The sequence below is a fragment of the Duganella sp. S19_KUP01_CR8 genome (genome assembly GCF_036688705.1).
Taxonomy (GTDB): Bacteria; Pseudomonadota; Gammaproteobacteria; order Burkholderiales; family Burkholderiaceae_D; genus Rugamonas.
Window position 1 is genome coordinate 197,831 of record NZ_JAQQPR010000009.1, and the last position, 14,843, is coordinate 212,673.

A 14,843-nucleotide genomic window follows, 5' to 3' on the forward strand; every position below is an offset into this window, starting at 1 on the left:
CCCTTTTTTAAAAAGACCCCATGAATTTCAAAAAATACGCGCAAGGATTTTTGCTGCTGCTGGCCTTTGCTGTGGGCGGCTGCGCCACCCGGCCGGGCGGCGGCGCGGCCATCGGCGGCAGCCGGGCGGAGGTGATCGCCATCATCGAGCAGGTCAACGGCCACTGGCAGCGCAGCACGCCGGCGCAGCAATGGGCGTTCTGGCATGTGGCGGCCTATCAGACCGGGAATATGGCGGCCTACCAGGTCACGCATAACGAGGACTACCGGCGCTATGCCGAAACCTGGGCCGCGCACAATCAGTGGATGGGCGCGCGCTCGCCGGACAAAAGCCGCTGGCAGCTGAGCTATGGTGAAACCGACGAGCACGTACTGTTCGGCGACTGGCAGATCTGCTTCCAGACCTATGCCGACCTGTACCAGCTGGACCGCGATCCGCGCAAGATCGCCCGCGCCCGCGAGGTGATGGAATACGAGATGAGCACGCCGCGCGACGATTACTGGTGGTGGTCCGACGGCCTGTACATGGTGATGCCGGTGATGACCAAGCTGTACAAGGCCACCGGCGACCGCCGCTACCTGGAAAAGCTGCACCAGTACTTCGAGTACGCCAACAGCATCATGTACGACCCGGCCGAGCAGCTGTACTACCGCGACGCCAAGTATGTCTATCCGGCGCACGCCAGCGTCAACGGCAAGAAGGATTTCTGGTCGCGCGGCGACGGCTGGGTGTTCGCCGCGCTGGCGCGCGTGCTGGACGAACTGCCGGCCGACGATCCGCACCGCTCGCAATACCTGGCCCGCTTCCAGGACATGGCGCAGGCGCTCAAACGCGCCCAGCAACCGGAAGGCTACTGGACCCGCAGCCTGCTCGATCCGCAGCACGCGCCGGGGCCGGAGACCAGCGGCACCGCCTTCTTCACCTACGGCTACCTGTGGGGCATCAACCACGGCGTGTTGGCGCGCGACGAATTCCTGCCGGTGGTGCGCAAGAGCTGGCACTACCTGAGCAAGGTGGCCTTGCAGGCGGACGGCCGCGTCGGCTATGTCCAGCCCATTGGCGACCGCGCGATACCGGGGCAGGTGGTGGACCAGGATTCCACCGCGGATTTCGGCGTCGGCGCTTTCCTGCTGGCGTCGGCGGAGCTGGTACGCTTACTCGATCAACAATAAGGGGACAAGATGGAACGTCGTAATTTCATGCAAGCGGTGCTGGCCGGCTCGGCCGCCACCGGTTTGATGGGCGCCGGCGCTGTCGCCGCCGCCAATAGCGCGCCGGCCGCCGGCGGCGAGCGCGCCTACATGGCCGGCCTGCTGCAAAAGATGGCCGAACCGGTGCTGTCGAATATGGCGCAAGGTAAGCTGAAGAAGAACTTCCCGCTCGAACTCAGCCCGACCTGGGACGGCCGCGACCAGGGCGTGACCTATCTGGAATGCTTCGGCCGCCTGATCGCCGGCGCCGCGCCGTGGCTGGCGCTGCCGGAAGACGGCAGCGCCGAAGGCAAGACCCGCAAGCGCTTGCAACAGTTGGCGCTGCAAAGCTATGCCAATTCCGTCGATCCGAAGAACCCTGACTACCTGCTGTGGAAGGGCCCGGAGCAGGCGCTGGTGGATTCGGCCTATTTCACCAACGCCCTGATGCGGGCGCCGAAAGCCTTGTGGGAGCCGCTCGACAGCGTGACCAAACAGCGCATCATCGCCGAGATCAAGAGCCTGCGGCGGGTCGATCCGCCGTACACCAACTGGCTGTTGTTCGCCGCCATGAACGAAGCCTGGCTGATGTCGATCGGCGAGCAATACGACCAGATGCGCATCAGCCTGGCGGTGCGCAAGATCAACGAGTGGTATGCCGGCGACGGCTGGATCAAGGACGGCGACGCCTTCCACTTCGACTACTACAACTCCTACGTGATCTACCCGATGCTGGTGGAAATCCTGGAAGTGCTGGCAAGGGCCAGGACGCCTTTCTGGGGCGGCAATTCGGAAGAGCTGCTGGCGCAGGCCGTCAAGCGCATGCAGCGCTACAGCGAGCACCTGGAGCGTTTCATTTCGCCGAGCGGCACCTACCCACCGATAGGCCGTTCGCTGACCTACCGCACCGCCGTATTCCAGCCGCTGGGCCTGCTGGCCTGGCGCAAGCAGCTGCCGGCCAGCTTGCCTGCCGGGCAGGTGCGGGCGGCGTTGCACGCGGCGCACCAGGCCGTGTGGTCCGAACCGAGCAACTTCACCCGCGACGGCTTCCTCACCATCGGCTTCGTTGGCCACCATCCGGAGCTGGGCGACTGGTATTCCAACAACGGCAGCATGTACATCGCGTCCGAAGGTTTCCTGTCGCTGGGCTTGCCCGAAAACGATCCCTACTGGACCGCGCCGGCACAGGACTGGACCCAGAAGCTGGCCTACTCGGGCCGCCAGTTCCCCAAGGACTATCCGGTCAAATACTGAGCCGCGGCCACCGTCGTCCAGCCATCTCCCACCTCTGCCATCGCCCACGCTGTTGCCGAAAGTTGTTCCTCTCGGCAACAGCGCTGTCGCGTCGCGATAATAGAACGCCACCTCTAACGGTACTGTTTGACTTTTACCCCTCAGTGGATAATAGTACGAGCGTTCGCAATTCTTTTCACACGGAGTAAATTCAAGTGGAGCAGAATGCTCTTTTCTCTCCATGAATGTTACTTTGGGATGCAATATTATTAATACCTCAACTAAATTTATGCGCAAAGGCGAACTGACACGTGCGGCAATCCTGGATGTGGCGCTGGACCTGGCCAGCCGGGATGGTCTGGAAGGCCTGACCATCGGATTGCTCGCGGACAAGATGAACATGAGCAAGTCCGGCGTGTTCGCCCACTTCGGCTCGCGTGAAGATTTGCAGTTGGAAGTACTGAAGCTGTACCACCATCGTTTCGAGCAGGAAGTGTTTTTCCCTAGCGTCAAGGAGCCGCGCGGCATTCTGCGGCTCAAGTCGATGTTTGCGCGCTGGGTCAAGCGGGTCAGCGTGGAAGTGGCCTCGGGCTGCATCTACATCAGCGGCGCGGTGGAGTATGACGACCGTCCAGGTCCGATCCGCGAAGAGTTGATGGCCATGGTCGGCGCCTGGCAGGGCGCGCTGCTGCGCTGCGTGCAGCAATGCGTCGAATGCGGCGACCTCAAGGGCGACACCGACCCGCAACAGCTGGTGTACGAGATGTACGGCCTGATCCTGGCACTGCACCACGATGCGCGCTTCCTGCGCATCCCGGGCAGCCTGGGCCGGGCCGGCACCGGCTTCGAACGCTTGATCGAAACCTACCGTAATCCGCAAACGCCGTCCGCGGTGGTGGCACAGCAATAACGTAAAAAACACTCATTCACATCGTAGTCATTACAAAAGTCATCAGGAGAAAATCATGGGTCAATACGTCGCGCCAATCCGGGATATGCAATTCGTTCTGCACGAATTCCTGAAAGTGGAAGAAGAACTGAAGTCGCTGCCGGACTACGCTGAAGTCGATGCCGACATCATCAACCAGGTACTGGAAGAAGGCGGCAAATTCACCGCCGAAGTGCTGTTCCCGCTGAACCACTCGGGCGACCGCGAAGGCTGCAAGCACGACGCAGCGACCCACACCGTGACCACGCCTAAGGGCTTCAAGGAAGCGTACAAGCAGTACGTTGAAGCGGGCTGGGGCGCGCTGGCCTGCGATCCGCAATACGGCGGCCAGGGCCTGCCTGTCGTGCTGAACAACTCGTTCTACGAAATGCTGAACTCGGCCAACCAGGCCTGGACCATGTACCCAGGCCTGTCGCACGGCGCCTACGAGTGCCTGAAAGAACACGGCACCGACCACCAGAAGGAAGTCTACCTGCCTAAGCTGGTCTCCGGCGAATGGACCGGCACCATGTGCCTGACCGAACCGCACTGCGGCACCGACCTGGGCATGCTGCGCTCGAAAGCGCTGCCACAGGAAGACGGCTCGTGGCTGATCACCGGCAACAAGATCTTCATCTCGGCCGGCGAGCACGACATGGCGGAAAATATCCTGCACCTGGTGCTGGCCCGCGTGCCGGACGCGCCGGAAGGCTCGAAAGGCATTTCGCTGTTCCTGGTGCCTAAGTTCCTGCCGAAGGCGGACGGCACGGTCGGCGAACGCAACCCGATCACCTGCGGCGCCATCGAAGAGAAGATGGGCATCCACGGCAACTCGACCTGCCAGATGAACCTGGACGGCGCCCGTGGCTGGATCATCGGCCAGCCGAACAAAGGCCTGAACGCCATGTTCGTGTTCATGAACGCGGCCCGCCTGGGCGTGGGCATGCAGTCGCTGGGCCTGACCGAGATCGCCTACCAGAACGCGCTGATCTACGCCAAGGACCGCATCCAGATGCGTTCGCTGTCGGGCGTGAAAAATCCGGAAATGCCGGCTGACCCGATCATCGTCCACCCAGACGTCCGCCGCATGCTGTTGACCGGCAAGGCCTACGCCGAAGGCGCGCGCGCCTTTACGTCCTACGTGGCGCTGCAGATCGACCGCGAACTGCACCACCCTGACGAAGAAGTGCGCAAGGAGGCCGCCGACGAAGTCGCGCTGCTGACCCCGGTCATCAAGGCCTTCATCACCGACAACGCCTGGATCGCCACTTCGGAAGCAATGCAAGTGTTCGGCGGCCACGGCTACATCTCCGAATGGGGCATGGAGCAGTACGTGCGCGACGCCCGTATCAACCTGATCTACGAAGGCACCAACACCATCCAGTCGCTGGACCTGCTGGGCCGTAAGATCCTGGGCGACAACGGCGCCAAGCTGCGCAAGTTCGGCGAGAAGATCAAAGCCTTCGTGGAAGACAACGGCACCGACGAAGCGATGAGCGAATTCGTCACCCCGCTGGGCGACCTGGGCGACAAGGTCACCAAGCTGACCATGGAAATCGGCATGAAAGCCTTCCAGAACCCGGACGAAGTCGGCGCGGCATGCGTACCTTACCTGCGCGTGGTCGGCCACATGGTGTACAGCTACTTCTTCGCACAGATGGCGAAAATCGCCCTGGCCAAAGAAGACAGCGGCGACAATTTCTACAAAGCCAAGCTGGCCACGGCGCGCTTCTACTTCGCCCGCCTGCAGCCAGAAACTGCAACCTTGATTCGCCAGGCACGTTCGGGCTCCGCCAACCTGATGGCACTCGACGCCGACCTGTTCTAAGAACTTAAAGGAAACGACATGACCAATTTCATCGTTAAAAAAGTAGCCGTGCTGGGCGCCGGCGTGATGGGCGCGCAAATCGCCGCTCATTGCGTCAACGCCAAAGTGCCAGTGGTGCTGTTCGACCTGCCGGCAAAGGAAGGCCCTAAGAACGGCATCGTGCTGCGCGCCATCGAGAACCTGAAAAAACTGTCGCCTGCACCACTGGGCAACAAGGACCACGCCGCGCTGATCGAAGTCGCCAACTACGAAGACGACCTGGCCAAGCTGGCCGAGTGCGACCTGATCATCGAAGCCATCGCCGAGCGCATGGACTGGAAACACGACCTGTACAAGAAGGTCGCTCCGCACATCGCTCCTAACGCGATCTTCGCCTCGAACACCTCGGGCCTGTCGATCACCAAGCTGTCCGAAGGCTTCGACGCCGACCTGAAATCGCGCTACTGCGGCGTGCACTTCTTCAACCCGCCGCGCTATATGCACCTGGTCGAAATCATCCCGACCGAGTTCACCAAGCCGGAAATTTCCGACCAGCTGGAAGGCTTCCTGACCACCACCCTGGGCAAGGGCGTGGTACGCGCCAAAGATACGCCTAACTTCATCGCCAACCGCGTCGGCGTGTTCGGCATCCTGGCGATCGTGCACGAAGCAGAGAAGTTCGGCCTGTCGGTGGACGTGGTCGACGACCTGACCGGCGCCAAGCTGGGCCGCGCCAAGTCGGGCACCTTCCGCACCGCGGACGTGGTCGGCCTGGACACCATGGGCCATGTAATCAAGACCATGCAGGACTACCTGCCGAACGATCCGTTCGCCGCCGTCTACAAGACCCCGGCCGTGCTGGCTGGCCTGGTGGAAAAAGGCGCGCTGGGCCAGAAATCCGGCGCCGGCTTCTACAAAAAAGTTGGCAAGGAAATCCAACGCCTGGACTTCGCCACCGGCGAATACGTGGCCGGCGGCGGCAAGGCTGCCGACATCGTTGCCCGTATCCTGAAGGAAAAAGATCCGGTCAAGAAAATGAAGGCCCTGCGCGAATCGACCAACCCACAAGGCCAGTTCCTGTGGGCGATCTTCCGCGACGCTTTCCACTACATCGCGATCCACCTGGACACCGTGGCCGACAACGCCCGCGACATCGACTTCGCCATGCGCTGGGGCTTCGGCTGGAACGTCGGCCCGTTCGAAACGTGGCAAGCCGCAGGCTGGTCGCAAGTGGCCACCTGGGTCAAGGAAGACATCGACGCCGGCCAGGCACTGTGCAACGCACCGCTGCCAGCCTGGGTATTCGAAGGTCCGGTCGCTGAAAAAGGCGGCGTCCACACCGCTGAAGGTTCGTGGTCCGCAGTGTCGAAATCGTTCGTGCCGCGCTCGTCGCTGGCCGTCTACGACCGCCAGGCATTCCGCGCACCGGTACTGGGTTCGGGCGCCATCGATGGCCGCACCGCCGGCACCACCGTGCACGAAGACGACGACGTCCGCCTGTGGCACTCGGGCGACGACGTCCTGGTGATCTCGCTGAAAACCAAGATGCACGTGATCAGCCCTGGCGTGATCGCCGGCTTCCGTAAAGCACTGGCCGAAGCCGAGAAGAACTTCAAGGGCCTGGTGATCTGGAGCGCGGACGCGGCCGACGGCGGCGCGTTCTCGGCCGGCGCCGACCTGCAATCGGCACTGCCTGCGTTCATGCAGGGCGGCGCGAAAGCGGTCGACCCTATCATCCGCGAACTGCAAGACACCTTCATGGCGATGAAATATTCGAACGTGCCGGTGGTGGCTGCTGTTGCTGGCCTGGCGCTGGGCGGCGGTTGCGAAATGGCGCTGCACGCATCGAAGCGCGTGGCATCGATCGAATCGTACATCGGCCTGGTGGAAGTGGGCGTCGGCCTGATCCCTGCGGGCGGCGGCTTGAAAGAAGCGGCAGTGCGCGCGTTCAAGGAAGCCAAGGGCACCGACATCCTGCAATTCCTGAAAACCGGTTTCACCAATGCCGCTACCGCCAACGTGTCGAAGTCGGCACTGGAAGCGCAGGCCATGGGCTACCTGAAAGAAGACGACGTGATCGTGTTCAACCCTTACGAGCTGCTGCACGTGGCCAAGGTTGAAGCGCGCGCCATGTTCGACAAGGGCTATCGTCCGCCACTGAAGACCCCTGTGCAGGTCACCGGCCGCTACGGCTGGGGCACCATCAAGGCGCAACTGGTCAATATGCGCGACGGCGGCTTCATCTCCGCGCACGACTTCAAGCTGGGCGAGATGATCGCCGAGATCGTGTCGGGCGGCGATATCGACCAGGGTTCGTTCGTGAGCGAGCAGTGGTTCCTGGACATGGAGCGTAAAGCCTTCCTGGAACTGCTGAACCATCCGAAGACCCAGGAACGCATCATGGGCATGATGCAGACCGGTAAGCCAGTCCGCAATTAATCGGTATGTCGATCCTGAAACTGGTTTTTAAAGTATTACTGCGCGTGAGGCCAAGCATGGTGTATGACCGTATCAAGCAACAAATGATGGACACCTTGCCCTTCGTGCGTCTGCTGGGGATCAGGATCGACGAGATCGGCAGCGGCACTTCGAAAGTGTCGATGCCGGAGGACCCGAAGCTCAATAACCACCTGGGCACGCAGCACGCCGGGGCCTTGTTCACGCTGGCCGAAACGGCTTCCGGCGCGGCCATGGCTGGCGGCTTCGCGGAGCTGATCCTGGGCTTGCGCCCGGTCGCCAAGGAATCGCGCATCCAGTACCAGAAAGTAGCCAAGGGCGCCACCCGCGCCGAAGGCCGCGTCCCTGGCGATCTGGCCGCGCTGAAGGCCGAGCTGAAAGAGCAGGGCAAGGTGGCGTTCCCGGTGGAAGTCGACATCTTCGACGCCGCCGGCACGCTGGCCGCACAGGTTCAAGTGGATTGGTATTTATCCGAGAAGCGGGCTTAACGTTCCGCATAGTCTTCGATCAAAAATTTTCGAAAGAACAAAATGAGCAAACAAATTCAAGACGCATACATCGTCTCTGCCACCCGCACCCCGATCGGCAAGGCGCCGCGCGGCATGTTCAACAAGACCCGCCCGGACGACCTGCTGGTGCGCGTGCTGCAATCGGCCCTGGCGCAAGCGCCTGGCCTGGACCCGGCGCTGATCACCGACGCCATCATCGGCTGCTCGTTCCCGGAAGCGGAACAGGGCTTCAACATCGCCCGTCAATCGGTGCTGCTGGCCGGCCTGCCTAAGACCATCGGCGGCGTCACCATCAACCGCTACTGCGCATCGGGCATCACCGCGCTGGCCATGGCCGCCGACCGCATCCGCGTTGGCGAAGCCGATGCGATGATCGCCGGCGGCGTCGAGTCGATGTCGATGGTGCCGATGATGGGCCACCACCCATCGATGAACCTGAACATGTTCACCGACGACAACGTCGGCATGGCATACGGCATGGGCCTGACCGCTGAAAAAGTGGCGACCCAATGGAAGATCTCGCGCGAAGCGCAGGATGCGTTCGCCGTTGAATCGCACCGCCGCGCCATCGCCGCGCAGCAGGCCGGTTTCTTCAAGGACGAGACCACCCCGGTCGAGATCATCACCCGCACGCCAGACCTGGCGACCGGCGAAATCAAGATCAAGACCCGCACCGTCGACACCGACGAAGGCGCGCGCGCCGATTCGACCGTGGAATCGCTGGGCAAGCTGAAGCCGGTGTTCGCCGCCAAGGGTTCGGTCACCGCCGCCAATTCGTCGCAGATGTCCGACGGCGCCGGCGCGCTGCTGGTCGTGTCGGAGAAATTCCTGCGCGAACACAACCTGACCCCGCTGGCCAAGTTCTCGTCGTTCGCCGTCAAAGGCGTACCACCGGAAATCATGGGCATCGGTCCTAAGTTCGCGATTCCAGATGCGTGCAAAGCTGCCGGCATCACCCAGGATCAGCTGGACTGGATCGAACTGAACGAAGCGTTTGCAGCACAGGCACTGGCCGTCATCGGCGACCTGGGCCTGGATCCAGCCAAGGTCAACCCGATGGGCGGCGCGATCGCCCTGGGCCACCCGCTGGGCGCAACCGGCGCGATCCGCGCTGCGACCGTGGTGCACGCACTGCGTCGCAACAACCTGAAATACGGCATGGTCACCATGTGCGTAGGCGCAGGCATGGGCGCTGCTGGTATCATCGAACGCGTCTAACCCAGCATCCTTTGGCTATACGCACGCGTTACCGCTTAGGGGTCTGACCCCGTACGGGGTCAGACCCCGCATGGCGGTGCGGGTTAAAAAAGGGCGCCACGGCGCCCTTTAATCATTTGGAGATCACATGGATATTTTGAGCAGCAAGACCAACGGCGTGCTGACGCTGGAATTCAACCGCCCGGAACGCAAGAACGCGATCACCTCGGCGATGTACCAGAGCATGGCCGACGCCATCAACGAAGCGGAGCAGGACGCCGCCGTGCGCGCCATCCTGATCGTCGGCAAGCCGGAGATCTTCACCGCCGGTAACGACCTGGAAGACTTCATGAAGACCGCGCGTCCGGCCGACGGTTCCGGCATCGAAGAGCGTTCGGTGTACAAGTTCATGATGGCGCTGAGCGGCTCGACCAAGCCGGTGGTGGCGGCGGTGGCTGGTGCGGCGGTCGGCATCGGCACCACGCTGCTGATGCATTGCGACCTGGTCTACGCGGCCGACAACGCCAAGTTCTCGACGCCGTTCGTGCAGCTGGGCCTGTGCCCTGAGTTCGCTTCCAGCATCCTGCTGACGCAGATCGCCGGCTACCCGCGCGCCGCCGAAAAGCTGATGCTGGGCGAAGCCTTCCTGGCGCAGGAAGCGTTGGAGATGGGCCTGGTATCGAAGATCGTGCCGGCCGCCGAACTGCGCGCCTTTGCCGAAGGCCAGGCCGCCAAGCTGGTCGCCTTGCCGGCCAGCTCGATCCGCGCCACCAAGCAGCTGATGAAGGCCGCCCGCAAAGGCCCTGTGACCGAAGCCATCGCCGCCGAAAACAAATTCTTCGGCGCCATGCTGGCCGCCCCGGAAGCCAAGGAAGCGTTCACCGCCTTCTTCGAGAAGCGCAAGCCGGACTTCACCAAATTCAACTGACCTGAATTCAAGGGCCGGGCACAAGCAACCCTGATTGCGCCCGGCCTGTGAGTTGCCGTTATGCCGCAGAGCCTGTGGTAGGCTACAAAAACCAATTGTTCGCTGGAGTCGCGAAAAATGTTTTTCCTGCCGCGGTACATCCGTTTTTTCGCTTGCATGCTGTTTGTGTCGAGCCCTGCGTTCGGAGCGACGGAGACCGCAACCACACCGGCATCCAACGCCGCGCCGCTTGAGCTGCGCATCGCGGTGCTGTCCGACGGCCATGCCACCTACTTCATCCGCCTGCTGGAAGAGTCATTGCGGTTGATACATCAGCCTTACCATCTCCACTACGTGAAGGACATTCCGGCCCGCCGCATGTGGTGGATGCTGGGCAAAGGCGACATCAATCTCTTCTACGGCATGCGCACCAAGGACAAGGACAGCAATAAGCAGATCGTTCCGGTGCGTAACGGTTTGACCAATGGCTTGATCGGCCAGCGGGTGTTATTGATCCGTCGTACCGATGCGGAAGTCTTTGCACAGGTCAAATCAGTGGACGATTTGAAGCGAACCCGGCTGATCGCCGGGTTCGGCGCCGGCTGGGGCGATGCCAAAGTGTGGAAGGCGGCGGGCTTGCCGCTGTACGAGCACGCCGCGCCGTGGACCACGATTTACGCGATGGTGGCGGCGGCAAACCGGCACGTCGATTATCTGCCGCGCGGCGTCATCGAGGTGTCGAAAGAGGCGCGCGGACATCCCGAATTGGTGGTGGAACAACACCTGTTAATGGATTATCCTGGCGACTTTGGTTTTTATCTGGCGCCTTCGGCCGCCAGCTATCGGCCCATTATCGAGCGGGCCTTGAGAGAAGCGGAAGCCACGGGGCTCAAGGCGCGCCTGATCGAGGAGGAATTCGGCGCCGATATCAGGGCGCTGGACCTGAATCGTCGTGTGCATCTGCACCTTACCGCCACCCCGGATTGATATGATTGCTGGAGACGTCTTGATGAAGTTCAGAGCAGGTTTGGTGGCGTTGTTGTTGGCCGGGCAGGCGTTGGCCGGCGTGGCGGTCCAGCCGGATGATGCGCAACTGCGCTACACCGGGCGCATCGATTTTTCCGACCGCGCCCGACCCATGTTGTCGTGGCCCGGCACCAGCATTGAAGGGAACTTCACTGGCGCCAGCCTGGCGGTCAAGCTGGACGACCAACGGGGCCAGAACTTCTTCAACGTGTTCATCGATGGCGACCTCGCCAGGCCGGTGGTCATCGAAGCCGCGCAGGGCAGCAAGACTTATGCGGTGGCCAGCGACTTGAGACCCGGCGCGCATCGCTTCCTGATCACCAAGCGCACCGAAGGCGAGGAGGGCGGCACCGTGTTCCAGGGCCTGGAGCTGGCCGATGGCGGCAAGCTGCTGCCACCGCCGGCGCCCAAGCGGCGCCGCATCGAGTTCTTTGGCGATTCGATCACCACCGGCATGGGCAACGAGTCGCCGGACGACGGACCGGATCATCTGGCGAAGGACAAGAACAACTTCATGTCCTATTCGTCGATCACGGCGCGGGCGCTGGATGCGGAGGCGCACATCATTTCGCAAAGCGGCATCGGCGTGATGATCAGCTGGTTCCCTTTCACGATGCCGGATTTTTATGACCAGCTGAGCGCGGTCGGCGACAACGACACCCATTGGGATTTCAGCTCATGGACGCCCGATGTGGTGGTCATCAACCTGTTCCAGAACGACCGCTGGCTGATCGACCGCGAGCAGCGTCTGTCACCGCCGCCGGACGACGCGCAGCGCGTGCAGGCGTATCGCGCTTTCGTGCGGAAGATACGCGCGCTGTATCCGCAGGCTTACATCGTCTGCGCATTGGGCAGCATGGATGCGGTGCAGGAAGGCTCCAAATGGCCGGGCTATGTGCGCGCGGCGGTGGACCAGATCCGGCAAGGCGGCGATCGCCGCATCGATACCATCGTGTTCCCCTGGACCGGCTTCGGCGGCCATCCGCGCGTCAAACAGCACCAGGCCAATGCGGCGCAGCTGACGGCGCTTGTCCGCAAGAAAATGGGATGGTGAGCGTTGCATGGCACTGTCGCGCACGCGAGACAACCTGACTTGAACATAAACGAGCTGATGCTATCCTGATTTCTCATCTTATCAATTTTATATTGCTAAAGGGGAAGACATGAAAGCTCTTGCGATTGCGCTGGCCTGCATGGCCTGCGCGGGCAGTGCACTGGCTGACAACGTGGCGCTGAATGGCGCCGTGACGCTGACCGGTGGCGGTTTCGGTAACAGCGACGGCTGGGGTGGTGGCGCGCTGGCCGCCGCGTCCACGGTCACCGATGGCATCTACCTGCCGATCGGCACCCAGTGGAATACCGGCACCGTGTTCTGGACCGGCGACGCTGGCGCCGATACCGTCATGGTGACGCTGAACCACACCGCCCTGGTCAGCCAGCTCTACCTGCAGGCCGACAACGACAACGATTATCTGATCCAGTATCGCGACACCGCCAACGTCTGGCACGATGCCGCCGTGATCTCGCCGAACCGCTCCTGGGGCCAGGACAATGGCGGCGTGCTGCTGGGCGTGCCATTGATCGCCACCGCGTTCATGATTTCCGGCACCGCCGGCGTCGGCGACAACCATTTCTCCGTGTCGGAATTCGTCGCCGTCGGCCGCGTCGTCCCGGTGCCTGAGCCCGAAACCTATGCGATGCTGGGCGCCGGCCTGGCCATGCTCGGCCTGGCGGCGCGCCGCAAGCAGCGGCGCTCCTGAGCGTCTACCTTCCGGCACATGCGCGTCCATGAGGACGTCTCCAGAATGCAGGCTGGTTCATTCAAGAACCGCCTCATTCAGGAGACTCCATGGACAAGACAGGCTGCACTCTTTTTCTTGCCGCGCTGGTTGCGCTGCTCAGCGGCTGCGGTAGCGGCAGTGGCGCACCGGCAGCGGCGACGCCGCCGCCGACTTCGGCCCCGGTAACGCCCACCACACCCACCGGCGAAGCCGATACCTCCGGCGCGCGCGGCGCCTTGCTGTTCAATCCGCCGCCATTGGAGCAGTCGCTCGACCCGGCCGGCCTGGCGAAGGCGCTGGGCCGGCTCGGCACGGCGGGCGCGCAAATCCTGACCGCCGCCGGCCAGCCCAAGTGCAGCATCGACTTCCATCATTTCGAATACAGCACCGTCGGCGCGGCCGGCGAAACCACCATGGCCTCCGGCTCGCTGATGGTGCCGAACGGCGCCGATCCCGCGTGCAACGGCAAGCGTCCTGTGCTGATGTACGGCCACGGCAGCTCGGTGGTGCGCAACGTCCGCCTGGGCGACCTGACGCCCGGCGCGCCGTATGCCGAAACCAGCGCCACCGCGGCCGCGCTGTACGCGGCGCAGGGTTATATCGTGATCGCTCCCAACTATGCCGGCTACGACACCTCGACCCTGGGCTACCACCCGCACCAGGTGGCAGAGCAACAGGCCAAGGACATGGTCGATGCGCTCACCGCCGCCCGCAAGGCCTTCGCCAAGCTGCCGCACCCGGTGGCGGAAAATGGCAAGCTGTTCCTGACCGGGCATTCCGAAGGCGGCTATGTGATGATGGCCACGCACCGCGCCATGCAGGCGGCCGGCATCAGCGTCACGGCGGCGGCGCCGATGAGCGGCCGCTACGCCGAAAGCGCCAGCTACGAAGCGACCCTCGGTTCGGCTGGCGGGCAGCGCGGCCTGAGCCAGCTCTACGGCACCGCCATGCTGGAGTTCCCGCTCCAGTTCACCGCCTGGCAGAAGGCCTACGGCAATCTGTATGCGGCCCCGACCGAGTTGTACCAGGCCGGCTTTGCGGCGTCGATGGAGACGCTGGCGCCAACCCTGGTGCCGATCGCCACGCTGATTGCGAGCGGCAAGCTGCCGCCGCATTTGCTGGCCAACGACATGCCGGGCTACGCCAGCTTGCCGGCGGCCGAGCAGGCCGCGTATGGCACGCCGGCGCAGAGCCTGCTCAAATCGTCCTACGTGGCGGCGCTGCTCGACGATATCGCCGCCCATCCGTGCCCGGCCACGTCGGCCATCGCGCCGCTGGACTGCGCCTCGCGCCATCCGATGCGCAACGCCTGGTTCAAGAACGACCTGCGCACCTGGGTGCCGACCGCGCCGGTGTTGATGTGCGGCGGCCATGGCGATGCCAAGGTGCCGTTCTTCAACACCACGTTGACGCAAGCCTATTTCAACGCCCATGGCGTCGCCTCCGGGCTGGTGACGGTGCTCGACGTCGATACGCCGGTGCAGGCCAACGATCCCTACGCCGGCGCCAAGAACTTGTTCGCGGAGGCAAAACGGCTGGTGGTCGCCGCCAATGGCGATCCCGCCGACCCGGCCAACTATCACACCTACATGGCCTTCGCCGGCTGTAATGTGGCGGCGCGCGATTTCTTCAAGACCTATCAATAGGCTGCTACATCCACCAACCACCTGATTCAGGAGACTCCATGAACAAGACAGGCTGCACTCTCATTCTCGCAGCGCTGGCCGCGCTGCTCGGCGGCTGCGGCAGCGGCGGCAGCGCACCGGCTGCGGCCACGCCGCCGGCGTCGGCGCCCGTGACGCCGACCG

At 63.0% G+C, this 14,843-nt stretch carries 12 protein-coding genes; all 12 read left to right on the plus strand.

Annotated elements, in window-relative coordinates; translation table 11 throughout:
• Positions 1-20: 20 nt before the first annotated feature.
• The 12 genes from V6M89_RS11835 (at position 21) to V6M89_RS11890 (ending at position 14,681) form a co-directional block, all read left to right on the plus strand.
• A complete protein-coding gene (locus V6M89_RS11835; RefSeq protein ID WP_332853349.1) occupies positions 21-1,172 on the plus strand; it encodes a glycoside hydrolase family 88/105 protein in 1,152 nt (383 codons plus the stop codon).
• A 9-nt stretch (positions 1,173-1,181) separates the two neighbouring features.
• Positions 1,182-2,444 carry a DUF2264 domain-containing protein gene (locus V6M89_RS11840; protein WP_332853350.1) on the plus strand — a complete coding sequence of 421 codons (1,263 nt, stop codon included), beginning with the start codon at positions 1,182-1,184 and terminating at the stop codon, positions 2,442-2,444.
• A 268-nt stretch (positions 2,445-2,712) separates the two neighbouring features.
• On the plus strand, positions 2,713-3,333 hold the full coding sequence (locus V6M89_RS11845) for a TetR/AcrR family transcriptional regulator (protein WP_332853351.1): 621 nt from the start codon (positions 2,713-2,715) through the stop codon (positions 3,331-3,333).
• A gap of 55 nt (positions 3,334-3,388) precedes the next feature.
• On the plus strand, positions 3,389-5,179 hold the full coding sequence (locus V6M89_RS11850) for an acyl-CoA dehydrogenase C-terminal domain-containing protein (RefSeq protein WP_332853352.1): 1,791 nt from the start codon (positions 3,389-3,391) through the stop codon (positions 5,177-5,179).
• Positions 5,180-5,197: 18 nt separating this feature from the next.
• Positions 5,198-7,597, plus strand: a complete 2,400-nt coding sequence (locus V6M89_RS11855) for a 3-hydroxyacyl-CoA dehydrogenase/enoyl-CoA hydratase family protein (RefSeq protein WP_332853353.1) — start codon at positions 5,198-5,200, stop codon at positions 7,595-7,597.
• A 56-nt stretch (positions 7,598-7,653) separates the two neighbouring features.
• Positions 7,654-8,103: a PaaI family thioesterase gene (locus tag V6M89_RS11860; protein ID WP_026334897.1), complete on the plus strand. Its 450-nt coding sequence runs from the start codon at positions 7,654-7,656 to the stop codon at positions 8,101-8,103.
• Positions 8,104-8,145: 42 nt separating this feature from the next.
• Positions 8,146-9,342, plus strand: a complete 1,197-nt coding sequence (locus V6M89_RS11865) for an acetyl-CoA C-acyltransferase (protein ID WP_116992707.1) — start codon at positions 8,146-8,148, stop codon at positions 9,340-9,342.
• Between the two features lie 127 nt (positions 9,343-9,469).
• Positions 9,470-10,249 carry an enoyl-CoA hydratase gene (locus V6M89_RS11870; protein ID WP_332853354.1) on the plus strand — a complete coding sequence of 260 codons (780 nt, stop codon included), beginning with the start codon at positions 9,470-9,472 and terminating at the stop codon, positions 10,247-10,249.
• Between the two features lie 117 nt (positions 10,250-10,366).
• Positions 10,367-11,215 carry a hypothetical protein gene (locus tag V6M89_RS11875; protein WP_332853355.1) on the plus strand — a complete coding sequence of 283 codons (849 nt, stop codon included), beginning with the start codon at positions 10,367-10,369 and terminating at the stop codon, positions 11,213-11,215.
• A gap of 22 nt (positions 11,216-11,237) precedes the next feature.
• Positions 11,238-12,308 carry an SGNH/GDSL hydrolase family protein gene (locus V6M89_RS11880; RefSeq protein ID WP_332853356.1) on the plus strand — a complete coding sequence of 357 codons (1,071 nt, stop codon included), beginning with the start codon at positions 11,238-11,240 and terminating at the stop codon, positions 12,306-12,308.
• Positions 12,309-12,417: 109 nt separating this feature from the next.
• Entirely contained in the window at positions 12,418-13,014 is a 597-nt protein-coding gene (locus V6M89_RS11885; RefSeq protein ID WP_332853357.1) for a PEP-CTERM sorting domain-containing protein, read from the plus strand.
• Between the two features lie 89 nt (positions 13,015-13,103).
• Positions 13,104-14,681 (plus strand): alpha/beta hydrolase family protein, encoded by a 1,578-nt coding sequence (locus V6M89_RS11890; RefSeq protein WP_332853358.1) that lies wholly within the window; start codon positions 13,104-13,106, stop codon positions 14,679-14,681.
• Positions 14,682-14,843 lie beyond the last annotated feature (162 nt).

Coding starts and splice junctions, on each gene's coding strand:
- V6M89_RS11835 (WP_332853349.1), top strand. CDS start 21: ATGAATTTCAAAAAATACGCGCAAGGATTTTTGCTGCTGCTGGCCTTT.
- V6M89_RS11840 (WP_332853350.1), top strand. CDS start 1,182: ATGGAACGTCGTAATTTCATGCAAGCGGTGCTGGCCGGCTCGGCCGCC.
- V6M89_RS11845 (WP_332853351.1), top strand. CDS start 2,713: ATGCGCAAAGGCGAACTGACACGTGCGGCAATCCTGGATGTGGCGCTG.
- V6M89_RS11850 (WP_332853352.1), top strand. CDS start 3,389: ATGGGTCAATACGTCGCGCCAATCCGGGATATGCAATTCGTTCTGCAC.
- V6M89_RS11855 (WP_332853353.1), top strand. CDS start 5,198: ATGACCAATTTCATCGTTAAAAAAGTAGCCGTGCTGGGCGCCGGCGTG.
- V6M89_RS11860 (WP_026334897.1), top strand. CDS start 7,654: ATGGTGTATGACCGTATCAAGCAACAAATGATGGACACCTTGCCCTTC.
- V6M89_RS11865 (WP_116992707.1), top strand. CDS start 8,146: ATGAGCAAACAAATTCAAGACGCATACATCGTCTCTGCCACCCGCACC.
- V6M89_RS11870 (WP_332853354.1), top strand. CDS start 9,470: ATGGATATTTTGAGCAGCAAGACCAACGGCGTGCTGACGCTGGAATTC.
- V6M89_RS11875 (WP_332853355.1), top strand. CDS start 10,367: ATGTTTTTCCTGCCGCGGTACATCCGTTTTTTCGCTTGCATGCTGTTT.
- V6M89_RS11880 (WP_332853356.1), top strand. CDS start 11,238: ATGAAGTTCAGAGCAGGTTTGGTGGCGTTGTTGTTGGCCGGGCAGGCG.
- V6M89_RS11885 (WP_332853357.1), top strand. CDS start 12,418: ATGAAAGCTCTTGCGATTGCGCTGGCCTGCATGGCCTGCGCGGGCAGT.
- V6M89_RS11890 (WP_332853358.1), top strand. CDS start 13,104: ATGGACAAGACAGGCTGCACTCTTTTTCTTGCCGCGCTGGTTGCGCTG.